The following is a 13,795-nucleotide window of genomic DNA, read 5'->3' as shown; positions in this document are numbered from 1 at the left end:
AACTGATCCGCGGGCGCGGTTCGATCCCCATTGCCCCCGACGCGCCGGCGGGTATCAGGCCAACCCATGCGCCATTGCTTCCCCAATAGCCGTGGGTTGGTGCCGTTTTCAGCGGTCCAATCCGGGTGCGATAACCGAGTTGCGAATTCCATTTCGGCGCCGCCCGGTCTAAGAGATAGCCTCGGGGGCAGGTGGAAGACTTACGCTTGGGGACATCAGCAAAATTTGCGGCGACCGTGTTGCTGCCGATCGTGCTCGCGGCCTGCGCGGGCAGCGACGAGGGCAGGAGCATCACCTATACCGACGACCGCGGCGTCTCCAATCAGCCGTTTCCCAACAATTACAAGGGCGAGATACTCTTGTTCATGAGGAGCTATCTCAACAATCCGGTCGGCGTGCGTAACGCCGTGATGGCGGAGCCGATACAACGCGTCGTCGGGGGACGGCTGCGTTACGTCAGTTGCCTGCGCTTCAGCCCGCGCGATTCCGACGGCAATTACGCCGAACCGCGCGAGCGCGCGATACTTTACGTCGATGGCCGGCTCGATCGCATTATTGAAAACGCCAGTGAACCCTGCGCCGGTGCGGTCTATGTGTCATTCCCCGACCTGGAAAAGATGGCGCGGTAGCGATCGGCGCTCTGGATTACGCGCGTTGCTTTGCCGCCGCGGGCGAGGGGCTTGCCGGCGCGCCGGTCGGCGTATCCTGCATTGATTTGATCAAGTTGTTGCGCACCGTGACCACCGCCTTCTGCAGCTTGGGGAATTCCTCGGGCGAAAGCCCGGAAGCCTTCACCAGATTCCTTCCTCCGAGTTTTTCGCGGAGGCCGCGCCCGGCCTCGGTCAGGCTGACCAGCACCTGGCGCTCGTCGGCGGCATCGCGCCGCCGGCGCAGATAACCCATCGTCTCGAGCTTCTTCAGGATCGGGGTCAGCGTGTTGGATTCGAGAAACAGCTTTTCGCCGAGACTTGAGACGGTCTGGTTGTCGTTTTCCCACAACGCCACGATCGCAATGTATTGCGTGTAGGTGAGGCCGAGTTCATCGAGAAGCGGTTTGTAGGCCCGGCCAAAGGCGAGGTTGGCCGAATAGACCGCAAAGCACAGGAAGTCGGCGAGCTTGGGATCCGATGGCCGTGGATCCGAAGACGTTGGGTTCGAAGACGTTGGGTTCGAAGACTTGGTCGGTTTCATCCTGATGCTCCCGGACACACCTGATCGTGACGTCCGGTGAGCATATATATCGGATACGATTAAATCGGAAGGGTTGACATCAGGATTAATGGCGCTAATTAGATCGTGTTCGAATAAATCGCATTCGATGTATATCGAAGGAGAGCCAAATGTCCGACAATATCAACCTTGGTCGCCGCCGTTTTCTTGGCGCCGCGGCCATGACGCTGGCAACCGCCCAGGTGGCTTTGGCCGGCCCGGCCGGCGCACAATCCGGTAGCGCCAAACCAGGGAGTGCGGTCAAGCCGGGCGCGCGCACGTCGTTTCCTGCCATCAAGCAGATCAATGCCGGCCTCCTCAACGTCGGATACGCCGAAGCAGGGCCCGCCGACGGTCCGCCGGTCATCCTCCTGCACGGCTGGCCTTACGACATTCACGCCTTCGTCGACGTCGCCCCGATCCTGGCCTCGGCCGGCTTCCGGGTGATCGTGCCGCACTTGCGCGGCTACGGCACCACGCGGTTTCTCTCCAGCGACACGCTCCGCAACGGTCAGCAGGGCGCGCTCGCGGTCGACGTTATTGATCTGATGGATGCGCTCAGGATCGAGAAGGCGGTCATCGCCGGCTTCGACTGGGGCGCACGGACCGCCGACATCGTCGCGGCGATCTGGCCGCAGCGAGTCAAGGCGCTGGTCGCGGTAAGTGGCTATCTGATCGGCAGCCAACAGGCCAACAAGGCGCCGCTGCCGCCAAAGGCCGAGCTCGCCTGGTGGTACCAGTATTACTTCACCACCGAGCGCGGCCGGGCCGGCTACGAGAAATACACCCGCGATTTTGCCCGGCTGATCTGGCAACTGGCTTCGCCGAAGTGGAATTTCGACGACGCGACCTTCGAGCGCAGCGCGGCCTCCCTCGACAACCCGGATCAGGTCGCCATTACGATCCACAATTATCGCTGGCGGCTCGGCCTGGCCGAGGGCGAGGCGAAATACGACGATCTGGAGAAGCGGCTCACCGCGTTTCCGGTAATCCAGGTGCCATCAATCACCCTCGAAGGCGATGCCAATGGCGCCCCGCACCCCGATCCTGCCGCCTATGCCAAGAAGTTCTCAGGCAGATACGCGCACCGCCTGATCACCGGCGGCATCGGGCACAATCTGCCCCAGGAGGCGCCGCAGGCGTTTGCCGAGGCGGTGATCGAGGTTGCCGGTTATTGAGCCGGGATGGGCTTCCGGGATGCCCTGAAATCGGGCGTCCCGGAAATCCCGAATGGCGCTCTTTGGCGGAGGGTCCTCCGGCCCGAAAAGATGAACGGAATTCAATCACTTTTTGGCGACCCTTGAACCTTGCCTTAGTTATCTCCGACATCAACAAAGCGGGATACCTGCCGGTTAACGCAGGAAAAAACCTTATATGCGAGGGAACTAAAGCGCTTTGTTGCCGCGCCGTCACAGTTGAGCACCGTCAGGTGCTCCGGCATTGCCGCAAAGCAACCTAATTGAGGTCACGTTGTTTGGCTTGATGACGGAACGTTAGTCACGGGGAATGAAGATGAAAAAGATTTTGCTCGGCGCTGCCGCGCTGGCCGCAATGGCGGCTCCTGCTTTCGCGGCGGACATACAGCCTCGCCCTTATACCAAGGCGCCGGCCTACACCGCGCCGGCGGTCGTCTATAACTGGACCGGTTTCTACATCGGCGGCCACGTCGGCGGCGCCTTTGCGGGTACCGACTCCCTGCAAAGCAGCGACGCGCGCTTCCTCGGCGGTGTGCAGGGCGGCTTCGACTACCAATTCGCGCCCAACTGGGTGGTGGGTGCCGAAGCCCAGTACAGCTGGCTGAACGGCGGCAGCAATAATGGCGTGCTGTTCCCGGGCGGTACGCTGGTGACCAGCAATACCGACCAGCTCGGTTCGGTGACCGGCCGGGTCGGTTACACTTGGGGTCCGGCGCTGCTCTACGCCAAGGGCGGTTATGCTTGGCGGGACGGCAACAATCTCGGTGTCACCGTGGGCGGCGTCCCGGCTGGCTTTACCACCAGCGGCAACCGCAAGGACGGCTACACGGTCGGCGGCGGTCTCGAATACATGTTCGCGCCCAACTGGTCGGCCAAGGCCGAGTACCAGTATTATGATTTCGGCAAGACCACCTTCACGGCTGGCCCCGCCGACATCACGGGCCAGAGCTTCCGGAACGACGAACACACCGTCAAGGTCGGCGTGAACTACCGGTTTGGCTGGGGTGGCCCCGCGGCCTCCAAATACTGACGGGCTTGCTACGTAACCAGACGAGAAAAGGCCGGCGGGAAGCCGGCCTTTTTGTTTTCAGGAGGCGCTGCCGGAGGGCACGAACCGCTATCCGCAGCTGTTGGCAGCCCGCAAAAAATAATTTTCGCGGTGCACGCAACTTTTTGTCATCTTCGGCTATTATGGTCCAGTCGGCTGGTTGGACAATCAAACATGCGTGCTTTTGCGTTAGGGCTGATATTTTCCGCAGCGTCGCTGCCGTGCCTTGCCCAGACTGTCCTGAAATCAGAACCGCTCATCCTTGCTCCCTATGAAATCGCCTTCGTGCAGGACGCCAACTGTCCGGTCGGGAAGGTGCTCAAGGTGACCGGCGCGATCAGGGGACTGAACCGCCGCAAGGCTTGCGTCGTGCTCGCCTCGGAACAGGCTTCACTGGCAGCCGCGATGCCTTAAGAAGGCGATCGTTCGATTTTTTCCCCCTGCCGTAAGGGGCCCGGTCCCCTGCGGCCTGGATCTTCGCCAGCAATACGGCCGCATCAGGCCGCTTTCGAACCCAACTGCAGCACCGAACGGGCGTCGCGCTCGGCCTCGGCCTTGTTGCGCGCCGGATCTTCGTCGGGGTCCGGCTGGCAGGGCTTGATCTCGTAGTCATTGTCCAGCACCGGTCGCGGTTGCTGCCTTTCCTCGTCGGAAACCGCATCGACCACGAGCCCCGACTGTCGGGCCAGCCTCCAGACATCGGCCTCGGTCGGATAGGCCTTGCTCAGCTTGGCCTCTTGGCAGAACAGCGCGTAGGGCATGCGTGGGGGGCTCCAGCAAAAACGGTCAACGTTGCAGCCCCATTTGGGTTCTGGCTTGGCTGGTATGCCGCCCGTTCAGGGCTCACGAAGGGCTGAAATGGCTCGTTTCGGCGGTGTTTTGGCGGAGAGCCTGAGTCGTAAACGAGTCATGAATCCCGCAAAAAAGAATCCCCGAGACTCCTCGGCTAGAATCGCTGGATGTTTCGGCCATGAGAACGATCCTCCAGACTCACTCCTGCGAGCGTGTCCAACTCACGCTCACGGTCGCGCTGCTGGTGGCCTGCGCGGCCAACGTCGCGCTGGTCTGCGCCTGGCTCTAGCGGCCCAGTTCGGCTTAAGCCGAACGGGTTTCCTTTTTGACGCGTTTTCTTCACGCGAACCGGGGGCCACTTCGCTTGAAAACGCTATGTCGATTGACGGCGCGACCAATCCACCCATCATGCAACACAACCGGTTCGGGCCGTGAAGCGGCCCGACGACGTTGCAGGGACGGGGACGGGAATGATCGAGACGCTGCAAGCGCGGGTCAATGGCGATGCGGGATTGGTCCGGCGCGGCCGCTATCTCACGACCAGCTTTCTTCTGGAGGTCGGCCAGTCAGCCTTTTTGATTTCGATCTATGAGGGCCGAATCGTGTCGGTGACGCCAGGGCCGTTGGTGATGCCGTCTTCGGCCTTTGCGCTTCGCGCCTCCGAGGAGGAATGGAAGAAATTCTGGAGCGAGCGCCCGCCGCCGGGCTCCAACGATTTGCTGGCGCTGATCAAGCGGCGCGCGCTGAGGGCCGAAGGCGATCTGCAGATCTTCATGGCCCATCTGCGTTACTTCAAGGAAGCGCTCGCCAAGCTCCGCGCCACGGGAGCTGGCGCATGAGCGCGAGGTTCGAGCCGATCGTCGGCCGCTACATGCATCTGGAATTGTTCGGCCGGCCGCACCGCATCTATGTCGAGCAAGCGGGCGAGGGCACGCCGTTACTGTGCCTGCACACCGCGGGCAGCGATGGCCGGCAATACCGCGCGCTGATGAACGATGCGCGCGTCACCTCAAAACATCGCGTCATCGCCTTCGACATGCCCTGGCACGGCAAATCCTCGCCGCCGGCTGGCTGGCACGAGGAGGAATACCAGCTGACCTCGGCGCAATACACGACCATGGTCCTGGAAATTTCGGCGGCACTCGAGCTCGATCACCCGATCCTGATCGGTTGCTCGATCGGCGGCCGCATCGCGCTGCATCTGGCGCTCGAACACCCCGAGCGCTTTCGCGCCATCATCGGCCTGCAGGCCGGCGCGCATGTCGATCCCTATTACGATTTGAATTTCCTGCACCGGCCGGATGTGCATGGCGGCGAGGTCGCCGGCGCCATCGTCTCCGGTCTGGTGGGCCCCGATGCGCCGGACAGCGAGCGCTGGGAAACGATCTGGCACTACATGCAGGGCGGGCCCGGCGTCTTCAAAGGCGATCTGTATTTCTACAAGCTCGACGGCGACATCCGCGACCGCGTCGCAGAGATCGACACCAGGCGCTGTCCGCTGTTTCTGCTGTCCGGCGAGTATGATTACTCCTGCACCCCGGAGGAGACGCTGGCCGTGGCGAGCAGCATCAGGGGTTGTGAAGTCACCATCATGAAGGGGCTCGGCCACTTCCCGATGAGCGAAAATCCGGAGCTGTTTCTGACGCACCTGCTGCCGGTGCTGGAGAAGATCGGCAGGGCCTAAAGGGTTTTCAAGGGAAGTGGATTCCGGTTCGCGTTAAGAAAACCGTCAAACAAAAGGACCTGAAACAAGAGGACCTGGCCGAACGGCTATTTGCCCAGCGGCGGCGGTCCGGTGTCTTCCCGCAGCGCGGCGTGGACCTTGGCCATGGTGGCGCTGCAATAGGCCTCGCGCTCACGGTTGAAGCGTTCCTGATGCGCGCGGAAATTGGCGACACGGGCGCGGATCTCGGACTGGAAATCGACCTTGGGCTCGGGACGTCCGCTCTGGACCGGCTTCGGCGGCGCGACAGAGATGGTTTCGGCCAGCATCGCCTCGATGTCAGGCATCGACACCGCGGGCGTGGCTTTGGGCACGTCAAAGGATGCGGGTGCTTCCGGGCTTACGAAAGAGGCCGGATTCGCGAGGAATTGGGCGGCGTCCGGCTTCTTCCCGGTCACCGATTGCACGAATGCCATCGTCTGCGCGATCAGGAGGTCGCGTTCCTTCATCCATTTCATCGGACACCTCAGCCCAAGTCATTCCAGCAAAAGGCTTTTGTGGAATCAAGAGCAAGTGTTGAACTTGGCTAATGAAGGCATTCGATTTGCCGGCGAGGTGACAAAAGGGCGACACCCCGGTGGGGGACACCCTGCGCAGCGCCTCCGCCAGCGGGGGCTATGCCAGCGGGTGCTAGGGGGCACCGCAGGCCCAGACACAAAATCGCGAAACAACCCCATGCAAAGTAGAACGGGCCGCAGCTCGCAGCACGGGTACGCCCTTGCGTAAGGCATGAGAAAATAGGGTCGGCCGTCACGGCCCAACCCTCATCCTGCTTAGCGCTCGCGCGGATTGGTGTTGGGCACGAAAGGCGCGCCGATCACCCGGACCGGCGTTTGGTTGACAAGACGGGCCGGTTGCCGTGCCGCCGGCGAAGCCGCGGCGGCGCTGGTCGACGGCGAGGGCGCCGCGGCGGCCGACGGCGAAGACGCCGCGGCGGCATAGACCGGCCTGTTTTTGCTCACGGCGGAGGCGGGTTCCCAAAAGCCGGCGGCGCCTGCGATCACAGCACTCACCAGCGTCACGCCGGTGAGCAACACCAGATTGCAGTTCTCTTCCCGAATTCTCATGCAGCAAAAACGTGATCGAACGGGGTTGGTTCCGGGAGCCCACGGGAACCCAAAATGCCGCAGGTATCGGATGGAACAAAGATTAAATGTGCACTTCGTAACACATGGCTCGGAACGATTCCCGCGTTGCAACGTAAGGTCTGCGGGCAGGCAAGCGGGAGATAGCAGCGGTGGTGGGCAGGCAGTATCTGACGCGTCAGGCAACTACGCTTCTCAAATTCGCACGGACAGTCACGGACCCGAATGTGGCAGCGGGCCTGGTCGAGAAGGCCGCCGATCTCAAATCCCGGGTCGATGATCCGAACCGGTCGGACAAGAGTCCGAGAGCGCCGGATGTCGAGCGGACCAGCAGTCGATAGCTCAGCGACGCTGCCATGCAGGAAGGCCGCACCCTTGGAACAGTGATCGGCGTCGCCATAGGTGCTGCGATCGACAATATCGCTATGGGCGTCGGCCTCGCATTGCGTATTGCGATGTCCTACGCCGTGAAGTCCTGACAGCGCGGCGCGGGATCTGCGCTCGCAAGCGGACTGACGATCAACGAACCGCCATCCGGAACTCCGTTGATTCACCGGAACAGAACTCCGTTTCCCAAAATTCAAAAAAATAACCTGGGCAAGTTCCTGCAACAGCCTCGCGCGGCGAGCGTTAACCCGGGCAAGGGAAAGGAGCGCACATGCGAAAAATAGGACTCACCCTCGCAGCCGTTGCCGCGCTTGCGACAACCGCTGTCGTCAGTTCGCCGGCCGAGGCCCGCGGCGGGCGTAACGCGGCGATCGGCTTCGGTGTGGCCGCAGGCGTGCTAGGCGCGGCCGCGGCAGCCAATGCCTACAACAACGGTTACTACTATGGCCCGAGATACGGCTATTACGGCGGTGGGCCGTATGCCTATTACGATGGCCCGCGATACTATCGCCGCCACTACCATCGACACTACCATCATTGGTAATGAAGAGGCCCGGAGCAATCCGGGCTTTTTCTTTGCTCGAAAGGCGGGCGTCAAAAACAGCTTCGCTATCCGTGAGATTTGTCACACTTGACTTGTTCCGCAGGGAACAGCGCCGCGAGAACATATCCGTCTATGTCGCGATCACCCGAGGCAATGGTGCATTCGGGGAAGAGAAACAGGAGAGTGACATGGAACGGGAATGTCAGGTTGAAACAGCCGAACTCGCGGCCGATGAGCTCGAAAACGTGTCGGGCGGACTCACCGTCACCTTCGGCAGTTCTTGGGGCAAAGTGGGCGTTGCCTTGAACGCAGCCCAAGGGGGAAGCAAAGCCGCGGCGGCCTATTGGTTGCTCTTTGGTTGAACGACGATGCCTGGCAAGGAGAAGCCCGGAGCAATCCGGGCTTTTTCTTTGCCCTGTTCAGATAAAAAGCTTGGCGACGGCCAGCACAATCAAAGCGGCGACGCAGAGAAACATCAGGCCGAAAATGCGCCGGTCCTGCGCCGCATGCCGTTCGGAAATCTTACCAGTCATGAAATCAGTAAAAGGATCTTGCACGGCGGTCCTCTGAAGCAAGGCCGTACAGGTTCTGATTTGCGATTCCCGGTCAAGAGTCGCTTGAGATTTTTTGATCTTGCGGTCTGCATAATGCGGCTCACAGAGAACGGCGCCAAAAGTGTTCACTGTGAATAGCGAGGATAACGGGAATCTCGCCGTGGCTGAGGATTGAGGACAGAAAGCTGCTTTAGGTGTCTGACAATTCAGCGCTGCTTTAGGTGTCTGACAATTCAGCGCGCACTTCAGAACCGTATTTAATCAAGCCATTGTTCGGGAGGTGCCATGTTGAAGTATAATGGCGTCAGCTCGCCGGCGGCTTATGTCTGCCACGTGGTTTGCTTCTTTATCGGTTGGGCCGCGCTCGCGCTTTTCACCCTCAATCGGGTGAAAGTCGATCACTCCGAAGGGCCGAACTGGAATCCATTTTCAAGATTGCCAGACGGCTCGCCTGCGATTTCCGAATACGCGGTGGATGTGCTCGGCGTCATCATCGCTGCGCTCGGGCTCGCGTGGCTGATACGGCGCTGGATGCTGATGTAAACGGTGCAAGCGTTGTTGCCGTATATGTGACTTTGAACGCGGACTGGTGTTGGTTGAGCGGATTTGCACTCCCGACCTTCGGTTTACAAAACCGTCCCGCATTCAATCATATCAATACCTTACGGCGACCGTGACCCATTGTCGGAAAATGTCATTTTTTGTGAACAGTTTTACAAGGCCGCTATCCAGAGCCAGCGCGTTAGGTTAAGTGACCCAAGGTTGGGACAACCCCGGAGTGATCATGACAACAGTGCAGGCCATTGCATTTGGGGCCATGTTAGCTTGGACGCCAGCGCTTATCATTATGGCGTACTTGTTGTGGGATGTTCCCGACCTCGACGAGAAAGATTAGCCTCGTTGCGTCGCCGGTGTCAGCCGCGCTTCGCCTTGCCGTCGACCTGACGCTAGAGCGACAAACCATTTCCATTTTCTTTCGGTCGATGCCCTGGGCCACTCTGAACTCAATGCCCCGATACTCCATGATCTGGCTCCCCCCTCGGTCTCTCGCCTTACGGCTTCGCTGAGCGGGCTGTTCGACTTCAGCCGACCTCTCCCCGCTCTTTGCTCGGGCATAAAAACTCCCAAACGACTGCCCGCTATCTAGACCATCCGTGGATTTTGATGCCATCGAGGCCGGCGTGATGCCGGACAAGGTCCCAAGGCCGCTTGAGATCGGCGCGCGGCAGTCTGTTCGCCTGCAGCGATTGCGGTTCCAGAATTAATCCGCAACGCGGACATCAAGCTTAACACGCGAGTTTCGTTGCGACCGTTCTAAACAGGGTTAGCGTGGCTGCAAGTCGCGCAAATTGGTCGTCCCCCAGTTTGGCTTGCGCGCGGACCAAGGGTCGCTTCATGAAGACCGGTATCATCGAGTTCAGCGGACGCACAATCGCCTGTCTCATTCGTAACCAGTCCGAGACTGGAGCGGGGCTTGAGGTCGTCAGCCCGGTGGGCATCCCGGCGCAATTTACACTTCTGGTCGGCGCTGAGCGCATCAGCTGCACGGTGATATGGCGAACCGAGAAGTTGATCGGCGTCAAATTCAATGGGTATGTCGAGGGAAGCCAGAAACGGTTCGGCGGGAATCGGTGATATGCCACCCAGCGTCGTCCTACGTGGTCGACCTTAGCGGGGTGGCGCTGGCCCGCTAGGACCTCGCCGGTACCAACTCGCAAACCGCGGAGCGGGAGGCGCGCCAAATACCTTGAAGACCATCCGACCATCGAGATCTGGTCTCATGACCGCCGGCGCGTTGGGCGGCGCATTCGCGCGAGTTAGCTGTTCGCTGAGATTAAGACCCGCGCGGACCTTTGGTTCAAAAAGCAGGCCGCTGGTTCAAACAGCCGACTAGGGGGCGAAATATAGGCCAGTACTGCCTTTTTCTGTTCCGGGACTACTCACTCTGGAGGATGAACAGAGAGCGGCAAGATCACGGCGTTGGCGAGGACCAAAAAGGGCCACCCAAAAAATTGAAAGGGACCAATCACCTAAGTGGATGAGGGAAAGGGTAAGGTCCGTAGTTTACCCGGCACAGAGCCCGGCAAATTTTGGACATTTTCACGGTAATCCCAGCTCAGCACCAGCTTTTTACGATAGTGATGGGATGCTACCGAGCGAAATTCTCGGCCTTGTGCCACGACGACAAGAGCGTCCGAATTAGGATGTCAGACATCTTGCTCGATCATTTTGCTGGCCATGGGGCGCGAAGCAGTTCGTACTGAATCGCAGTTCGTACTGAATCACTGATCAGGATCACGGTTACTGGCGGCTTGCCTGTTCCGGCTAAACACAAGACCAAGGCAGCCCATTGCGATTAAAATAGCTCCCGCGATCATTAGCCAATGCGGCAAGTCAATCGACGACAGCAGGTCCATTTATTCCCCTTCGCCTTCGGCCAGACCGTACAGCATCATTTGGTTTTTTGGGTATCGGCTGATGTCTCCCCGTCGAGCCAATCTTGCTCTTCGGCCAACGCGAGCCAAGCGGCTTCCATCCGCTTGAAACGCTTGTGAGCGGGCTCGTTCTCTGCAGCCTCAGCCAGACGCAGGCAGTTCTCCGCGTTCTGCCGGTAGATTTCAGATTGCCTTGTCATTGCCGCGCCTCTTCGGCCCATTTTTTCTCTATCGCTTTTGGTCAGATCCAGCGGCAGTCGTAAGGAGCTTATCGGAAGAGTTTAGTCTTTATGTTCGGTCCAGCTGCGTTCGCCGCACTGACATTCAAACATTCGTACCGTCAAGCCACGAGTTGGGTCCATCATCTTGTGAACCACTTTGGGCTGCGCGCCACACCTGCACCTGCGATGCTCGCGCTTCTCCGGTCCTGAGAGTTTATCGCTGCTTAAGTCGTTCATTACTCACCGCGCCAAAGGTGAGTCAGTAAGTACTAAAGTGCACTTTGGTTCCCACTCGCTCGCGGAAAACGCGCGCATCACCCAAATGGGTTAATTCAAGTGCCACCAACGGCGAGGCCGCAACCGTTAAGCAAACAACTCCGCGCCGGCCGGTGCGTACTTCACGAACGTCCCGGACTCGTGCAGCCACAGCCAGCCGCGCGCGATCGCGAGATCGAACCCAGCTTTGTACTCGGCCGGGCTGGCGCCCTCTTTGAACAGCATTGGCCCGTTGATCTTCTCAATGTGGATCCGGGCGTCTTGAATGGCTTCCGTAGCGTTGGCGATTTCCAGCAGTGATTGCGTCGGCAGCGGCAGGCCAGCGGCATGCATTGCGTATTTCCAAGCCGTCCAGGCGCGCTGGCGCCGATACTCGACGAAGTCGGCTTCCGTGCATCGTGGCAGATAGTCTTTCCACGCCGTTTCGAATCCGCCCCGCGCCTGGTCGAAGGTTGACGCGTAGCCGCCGCGGGCGAGACCACGATGTGATGCCGGGTAGAAGCTGACGTCCGATCTCCATTGTTTGGCCTTGACTGGCAGACCCGACTGGATCGCGATCGTGTCAACCTGCAAGTCGCCGCAGTGGACGTGCCAGCACTCGGAGCGTTCGGGGTTCGGGCGACGGGTGAGTTCGGGCACGGCCCATTGAAGCGCTGCAATGCCTGTAAGGGCAGCCGCTACGGATTGCGGTTCGCAGGTTCGATCGGCACAGTGAAAGAGGCCGCCAACCGAGGTACTCCAAACTAGTTCGGAACGATCAACCGAGTTGCGGTAGTTTGGCTAACCGTAGGCCGCCTTTTTCCGCGTTGCCCACGGTTGGAATGGCGGCCCCAACTCAGCCCCCAGCCCCGAGGTTGGGGCCGCTTCTCAGCGGTGTCGCGAATGGAAGAGGCCGCCAACTGAGGCGGCCTACATGGCGAACAATAGAATGCTGATGCCGCCACGCCGCGCGCTTTGCCACTTTTGAAACGGGGCGAGTTGCCGCCTTTTGCCCACACGGTGAGGGTTATGAGTTCCAGCGAAAAAGCGGCCGTCAAAGTGTCAGTGGCCCCCAGCGGCCAAAGGCGAGAGCAAGTGATCGTTGGGGTGGCCTTCTTTGTTCCTGTTGTCCTTGCAATGGCAGGTTGGTTCTACCTACTTAGCAAGCTCCTTGCGAAGACCTACGATTGGCTGTTTGCATAATTGCAGCGGAGCGCGCCGCGCGCAGCCATTGGTCGATTGCGTCGGCAGCGGCATTGGGCACGGCAAATTTCCAAGCCTTGAAGGAGCGAAGGCGGGCGACGCTCGATGAGGTCGGTCTCGGTGCATCGGGGCAGGCAATCTTTCCATGCCGCTTCGATGTCGGTCCCGAGCCTGATCGAAGTTTGACGCGTAGCAGGTGCGAGACTGTTTTGCATTCACGATCCGGCATTTTTGCGCCGGCTTTGCTGGCCAATGAAAAAGGCCGCAGGCGTTGCGCGCTGCGGCCCGTCCGGGAAAATTGATTGTCAGTGCAATGACAATACTCCCAACCCCGGTAACGTCGAATCTGCCGCAAGACTTTCGAGCGGGGGAGTCTTATTTGGTGTTCCGAGAAGTGAAACATCTGGATGTTGCTGGGCGGTGACAGTTCCTCGCACCACTCAGAGACGCTGGTGCCGGTTGAGAGGATTGAACTCCCGACCTTCGGTTTACAAAACCGCTGCTCTACCGCTGAGCTAAACCGGCGAATTGAAGCGATGGCGGGCCAGCCAGGATAACGCGCGAGGTTCCACCAATCTTCGGCGGTCGAATACCAGACTTGCCCGCAAAGTGCCAGCACCTCGAAAGTCGCCCCAATCACCCCTGCTCATAGAAAAGGCGGCCTTTCGGCCGCCTTTTTCATTGCTCGATGCGCTCGTCTTATTGGCAGATGTGCCGGCGGCCGTCGTCGCCGCGGAACAGGGTGCCGGGGATGCAGACAAAGCCGTTGCGGCGGGCGTATTCCTCGCCGCCGATCGGTTCGGCCCCCATCGCGGCCGTGGTGCCTGCAGCGCCGCCGGCTGCGACGCTGCCCGGCCGGAAGCCGCTGCGGTCGTCCCCGCGGTTGTAGCTGCTCTGCCAGTTGCCACTCTGCCGGTAGGCCTGATCCGGATAGGCCTGACGCTGATGGCTACCGGGGTTCGTGACCTGCTGCGCCAGCGCCGGGCTCGCCAACGCGGATGCGAGCACCGCAGCCGCGCCGAGGATTTTGAATCTTGTCATGCGGCTTCTCCTTTTCGGGGGACGCAAGTTATCGTTACGCAAGGCCAATGCGGACCGCGCAGGGGCGTTCCGCATTTTCCTCCGCATTTTCCTTGGCAACGA

Annotated in this window: 20 protein-coding genes and 1 tRNA gene; 12 read left to right on the top strand and 9 right to left on the bottom strand. The window is 60.2% G+C overall.

Features of this window, described 5'->3' with window-relative positions; all coding sequences use genetic code 11:
• Positions 1 to 206: 206 nt before the first annotated feature.
• Positions 207 to 629, top strand: coding sequence for a hypothetical protein (locus JQ567_RS32635; RefSeq protein ID WP_212442624.1), 423 nt, complete (start codon positions 207 to 209; stop codon positions 627 to 629).
• 16 nt (positions 630 to 645) lie between these two features.
• On the opposite strand, the gene JQ567_RS32630 is transcribed toward JQ567_RS32635, so the two are convergent.
• On the bottom strand, positions 646 to 1,191 hold the full coding sequence (locus JQ567_RS32630; RefSeq protein ID WP_212442623.1) for a MarR family winged helix-turn-helix transcriptional regulator: 546 nt from the start codon (positions 1,189 to 1,191) through the stop codon (positions 646 to 648).
• A gap of 149 nt (positions 1,192 to 1,340) precedes the next feature.
• Here JQ567_RS32630 and JQ567_RS32625 point away from each other — a divergent pair, with 149 nt between their 5' ends.
• The 3 genes from JQ567_RS32625 to JQ567_RS32615 all read left to right on the top strand — a co-directional run bounded on the left by JQ567_RS32625 (position 1,341) and on the right by JQ567_RS32615 (position 3,867).
• The gene (locus JQ567_RS32625; protein ID WP_212442622.1) at positions 1,341 to 2,387 is read left to right on the top strand and encodes an alpha/beta fold hydrolase; all 1,047 of its coding nucleotides are present in this window, start codon (positions 1,341 to 1,343) and stop codon (positions 2,385 to 2,387) included.
• Between the two features lie 334 nt (positions 2,388 to 2,721).
• Positions 2,722 to 3,435, top strand: coding sequence for an outer membrane protein (locus JQ567_RS32620; RefSeq protein ID WP_212442621.1), 714 nt, complete (start codon positions 2,722 to 2,724; stop codon positions 3,433 to 3,435).
• Between the two features lie 192 nt (positions 3,436 to 3,627).
• Positions 3,628 to 3,867, top strand: coding sequence for a hypothetical protein (locus tag JQ567_RS32615; RefSeq protein WP_212442620.1), 240 nt, complete (start codon positions 3,628 to 3,630; stop codon positions 3,865 to 3,867).
• Positions 3,868 to 3,950: 83 nt separating this feature from the next.
• On the opposite strand, the gene JQ567_RS32610 is transcribed toward JQ567_RS32615, so the two are convergent.
• A complete protein-coding gene (locus JQ567_RS32610) occupies positions 3,951 to 4,214 on the bottom strand; it encodes a hypothetical protein (protein ID WP_212442619.1) in 264 nt (87 codons plus the stop codon).
• A gap of 209 nt (positions 4,215 to 4,423) precedes the next feature.
• Here JQ567_RS32610 and JQ567_RS32605 point away from each other — a divergent pair, with 209 nt between their 5' ends.
• The 3 genes from JQ567_RS32605 (at position 4,424) to JQ567_RS32595 (ending at position 5,929) form a co-directional block, all read left to right on the top strand.
• Complete coding sequence (locus JQ567_RS32605) at positions 4,424 to 4,534, top strand: glucose transporter (RefSeq protein WP_212442618.1); 111 nt, start codon at positions 4,424 to 4,426, stop codon at positions 4,532 to 4,534.
• Positions 4,535 to 4,715: 181 nt separating this feature from the next.
• Positions 4,716 to 5,084 (top strand): hypothetical protein, encoded by a 369-nt coding sequence (locus JQ567_RS32600; RefSeq protein ID WP_212442617.1) that lies wholly within the window; start codon positions 4,716 to 4,718, stop codon positions 5,082 to 5,084.
• On the top strand, positions 5,081 to 5,929 hold the full coding sequence (locus tag JQ567_RS32595; protein ID WP_212442616.1) for an alpha/beta fold hydrolase: 849 nt from the start codon (positions 5,081 to 5,083) through the stop codon (positions 5,927 to 5,929). Before JQ567_RS32600 ends, JQ567_RS32595 begins: the two co-directional genes overlap by 4 nt.
• A gap of 86 nt (positions 5,930 to 6,015) precedes the next feature.
• On the opposite strand, the gene JQ567_RS32590 is transcribed toward JQ567_RS32595, so the two are convergent.
• The gene (locus JQ567_RS32590; protein ID WP_212442615.1) at positions 6,016 to 6,426 is read right to left on the bottom strand and encodes a hypothetical protein; all 411 of its coding nucleotides are present in this window, start codon (positions 6,424 to 6,426) and stop codon (positions 6,016 to 6,018) included.
• A 315-nt stretch (positions 6,427 to 6,741) separates the two neighbouring features.
• Positions 6,742 to 7,035: a hypothetical protein gene (locus JQ567_RS32585; protein ID WP_212442614.1), complete on the bottom strand. Its 294-nt coding sequence runs from the start codon at positions 7,033 to 7,035 to the stop codon at positions 6,742 to 6,744.
• Positions 7,036 to 7,409: 374 nt separating this feature from the next.
• Here JQ567_RS32585 and JQ567_RS38750 point away from each other — a divergent pair, with 374 nt between their 5' ends.
• The 3 genes from JQ567_RS38750 (at position 7,410) to JQ567_RS32575 (ending at position 8,346) form a co-directional block, all read left to right on the top strand.
• Positions 7,410 to 7,532, top strand: coding sequence for a hypothetical protein (locus JQ567_RS38750; RefSeq protein ID WP_283816599.1), 123 nt, complete (start codon positions 7,410 to 7,412; stop codon positions 7,530 to 7,532).
• A gap of 179 nt (positions 7,533 to 7,711) precedes the next feature.
• The gene (locus JQ567_RS32580) at positions 7,712 to 7,984 is read left to right on the top strand and encodes a hypothetical protein (RefSeq protein ID WP_212442613.1); all 273 of its coding nucleotides are present in this window, start codon (positions 7,712 to 7,714) and stop codon (positions 7,982 to 7,984) included.
• A 188-nt stretch (positions 7,985 to 8,172) separates the two neighbouring features.
• Positions 8,173 to 8,346 (top strand): hypothetical protein, encoded by a 174-nt coding sequence (locus tag JQ567_RS32575; protein WP_212442612.1) that lies wholly within the window; start codon positions 8,173 to 8,175, stop codon positions 8,344 to 8,346.
• A gap of 57 nt (positions 8,347 to 8,403) precedes the next feature.
• Here the strand turns inward: JQ567_RS32575 and JQ567_RS32570 are convergent, their stop codons facing one another.
• A complete protein-coding gene (locus JQ567_RS32570; RefSeq protein WP_212442611.1) occupies positions 8,404 to 8,667 on the bottom strand; it encodes a hypothetical protein in 264 nt (87 codons plus the stop codon).
• A 156-nt stretch (positions 8,668 to 8,823) separates the two neighbouring features.
• On the opposite strand from JQ567_RS32570, the gene JQ567_RS32565 reads away from it, so the two are divergent.
• Both JQ567_RS32565 and JQ567_RS32560 read left to right on the top strand, forming a co-directional pair.
• Positions 8,824 to 9,081 (top strand): hypothetical protein, encoded by a 258-nt coding sequence (locus tag JQ567_RS32565; RefSeq protein WP_212442610.1) that lies wholly within the window; start codon positions 8,824 to 8,826, stop codon positions 9,079 to 9,081.
• 852 nt (positions 9,082 to 9,933) lie between these two features.
• The gene (locus tag JQ567_RS32560) at positions 9,934 to 10,173 is read left to right on the top strand and encodes a PilZ domain-containing protein (RefSeq protein ID WP_212442609.1); all 240 of its coding nucleotides are present in this window, start codon (positions 9,934 to 9,936) and stop codon (positions 10,171 to 10,173) included.
• Between the two features lie 817 nt (positions 10,174 to 10,990).
• Here JQ567_RS32560 and JQ567_RS32555 read toward each other — a convergent pair.
• The 4 genes from JQ567_RS32555 to JQ567_RS32540 all read right to left on the bottom strand — a co-directional run bounded on the left by JQ567_RS32555 (position 10,991) and on the right by JQ567_RS32540 (position 13,693).
• Entirely contained in the window at positions 10,991 to 11,173 is a 183-nt protein-coding gene (locus JQ567_RS32555; RefSeq protein ID WP_212442608.1) for a hypothetical protein, read from the bottom strand.
• 384 nt (positions 11,174 to 11,557) lie between these two features.
• Entirely contained in the window at positions 11,558 to 12,109 is a 552-nt protein-coding gene (locus JQ567_RS38960; RefSeq protein ID WP_312017506.1) for a hypothetical protein, read from the bottom strand.
• Between the two features lie 993 nt (positions 12,110 to 13,102).
• Positions 13,103 to 13,177, bottom strand: a tRNA-Thr gene (locus JQ567_RS32545).
• 174 nt (positions 13,178 to 13,351) lie between these two features.
• Entirely contained in the window at positions 13,352 to 13,693 is a 342-nt protein-coding gene (locus JQ567_RS32540; protein WP_212442607.1) for a hypothetical protein, read from the bottom strand.
• Positions 13,694 to 13,795: the final 102 nt, after the last annotated feature.

It is taken from the genome of Bradyrhizobium sp. AUGA SZCCT0431, from assembly GCF_018131065.1.
Lineage (GTDB): Bacteria > Pseudomonadota > Alphaproteobacteria > Rhizobiales > Xanthobacteraceae > Bradyrhizobium.
The sequence above is the reverse complement of the archived record's forward strand: the minus strand, read 5'-3'. Positions and strand labels throughout refer to the sequence as shown.

Excerpts from the sequence above, each read along its gene's own strand:
- JQ567_RS32630 (WP_212442623.1), bottom strand. The coding sequence starts at position 1,191 with ATGAAACCGACCAAGTCTTCGAACCCAACGTCTTCGAACCCAACGTCT.
- JQ567_RS32625 (WP_212442622.1), top strand. The coding sequence starts at position 1,341 with ATGTCCGACAATATCAACCTTGGTCGCCGCCGTTTTCTTGGCGCCGCG.
- JQ567_RS32620 (WP_212442621.1), top strand. The coding sequence starts at position 2,722 with ATGAAAAAGATTTTGCTCGGCGCTGCCGCGCTGGCCGCAATGGCGGCT.
- JQ567_RS32615 (WP_212442620.1), top strand. The coding sequence starts at position 3,628 with ATGCGTGCTTTTGCGTTAGGGCTGATATTTTCCGCAGCGTCGCTGCCG.
- JQ567_RS32610 (WP_212442619.1), bottom strand. The coding sequence starts at position 4,214 with ATGCCCTACGCGCTGTTCTGCCAAGAGGCCAAGCTGAGCAAGGCCTAT.
- JQ567_RS32605 (WP_212442618.1), top strand. The coding sequence starts at position 4,424 with ATGAGAACGATCCTCCAGACTCACTCCTGCGAGCGTGTCCAACTCACG.
- JQ567_RS32600 (WP_212442617.1), top strand. The coding sequence starts at position 4,716 with ATGATCGAGACGCTGCAAGCGCGGGTCAATGGCGATGCGGGATTGGTC.
- JQ567_RS32595 (WP_212442616.1), top strand. The coding sequence starts at position 5,081 with ATGAGCGCGAGGTTCGAGCCGATCGTCGGCCGCTACATGCATCTGGAA.
- JQ567_RS32590 (WP_212442615.1), bottom strand. The coding sequence starts at position 6,426 with ATGAAATGGATGAAGGAACGCGACCTCCTGATCGCGCAGACGATGGCA.
- JQ567_RS32585 (WP_212442614.1), bottom strand. The coding sequence starts at position 7,035 with ATGAGAATTCGGGAAGAGAACTGCAATCTGGTGTTGCTCACCGGCGTG.
- JQ567_RS38750 (WP_283816599.1), top strand. The coding sequence starts at position 7,410 with ATGCAGGAAGGCCGCACCCTTGGAACAGTGATCGGCGTCGCCATAGGT.
- JQ567_RS32580 (WP_212442613.1), top strand. The coding sequence starts at position 7,712 with ATGCGAAAAATAGGACTCACCCTCGCAGCCGTTGCCGCGCTTGCGACA.
- JQ567_RS32575 (WP_212442612.1), top strand. The coding sequence starts at position 8,173 with ATGGAACGGGAATGTCAGGTTGAAACAGCCGAACTCGCGGCCGATGAG.
- JQ567_RS32565 (WP_212442610.1), top strand. The coding sequence starts at position 8,824 with ATGTTGAAGTATAATGGCGTCAGCTCGCCGGCGGCTTATGTCTGCCAC.
- JQ567_RS32560 (WP_212442609.1), top strand. The coding sequence starts at position 9,934 with ATGAAGACCGGTATCATCGAGTTCAGCGGACGCACAATCGCCTGTCTC.
- JQ567_RS32555 (WP_212442608.1), bottom strand. The coding sequence starts at position 11,173 with ATGACAAGGCAATCTGAAATCTACCGGCAGAACGCGGAGAACTGCCTG.
- JQ567_RS32540 (WP_212442607.1), bottom strand. The coding sequence starts at position 13,693 with ATGACAAGATTCAAAATCCTCGGCGCGGCTGCGGTGCTCGCATCCGCG.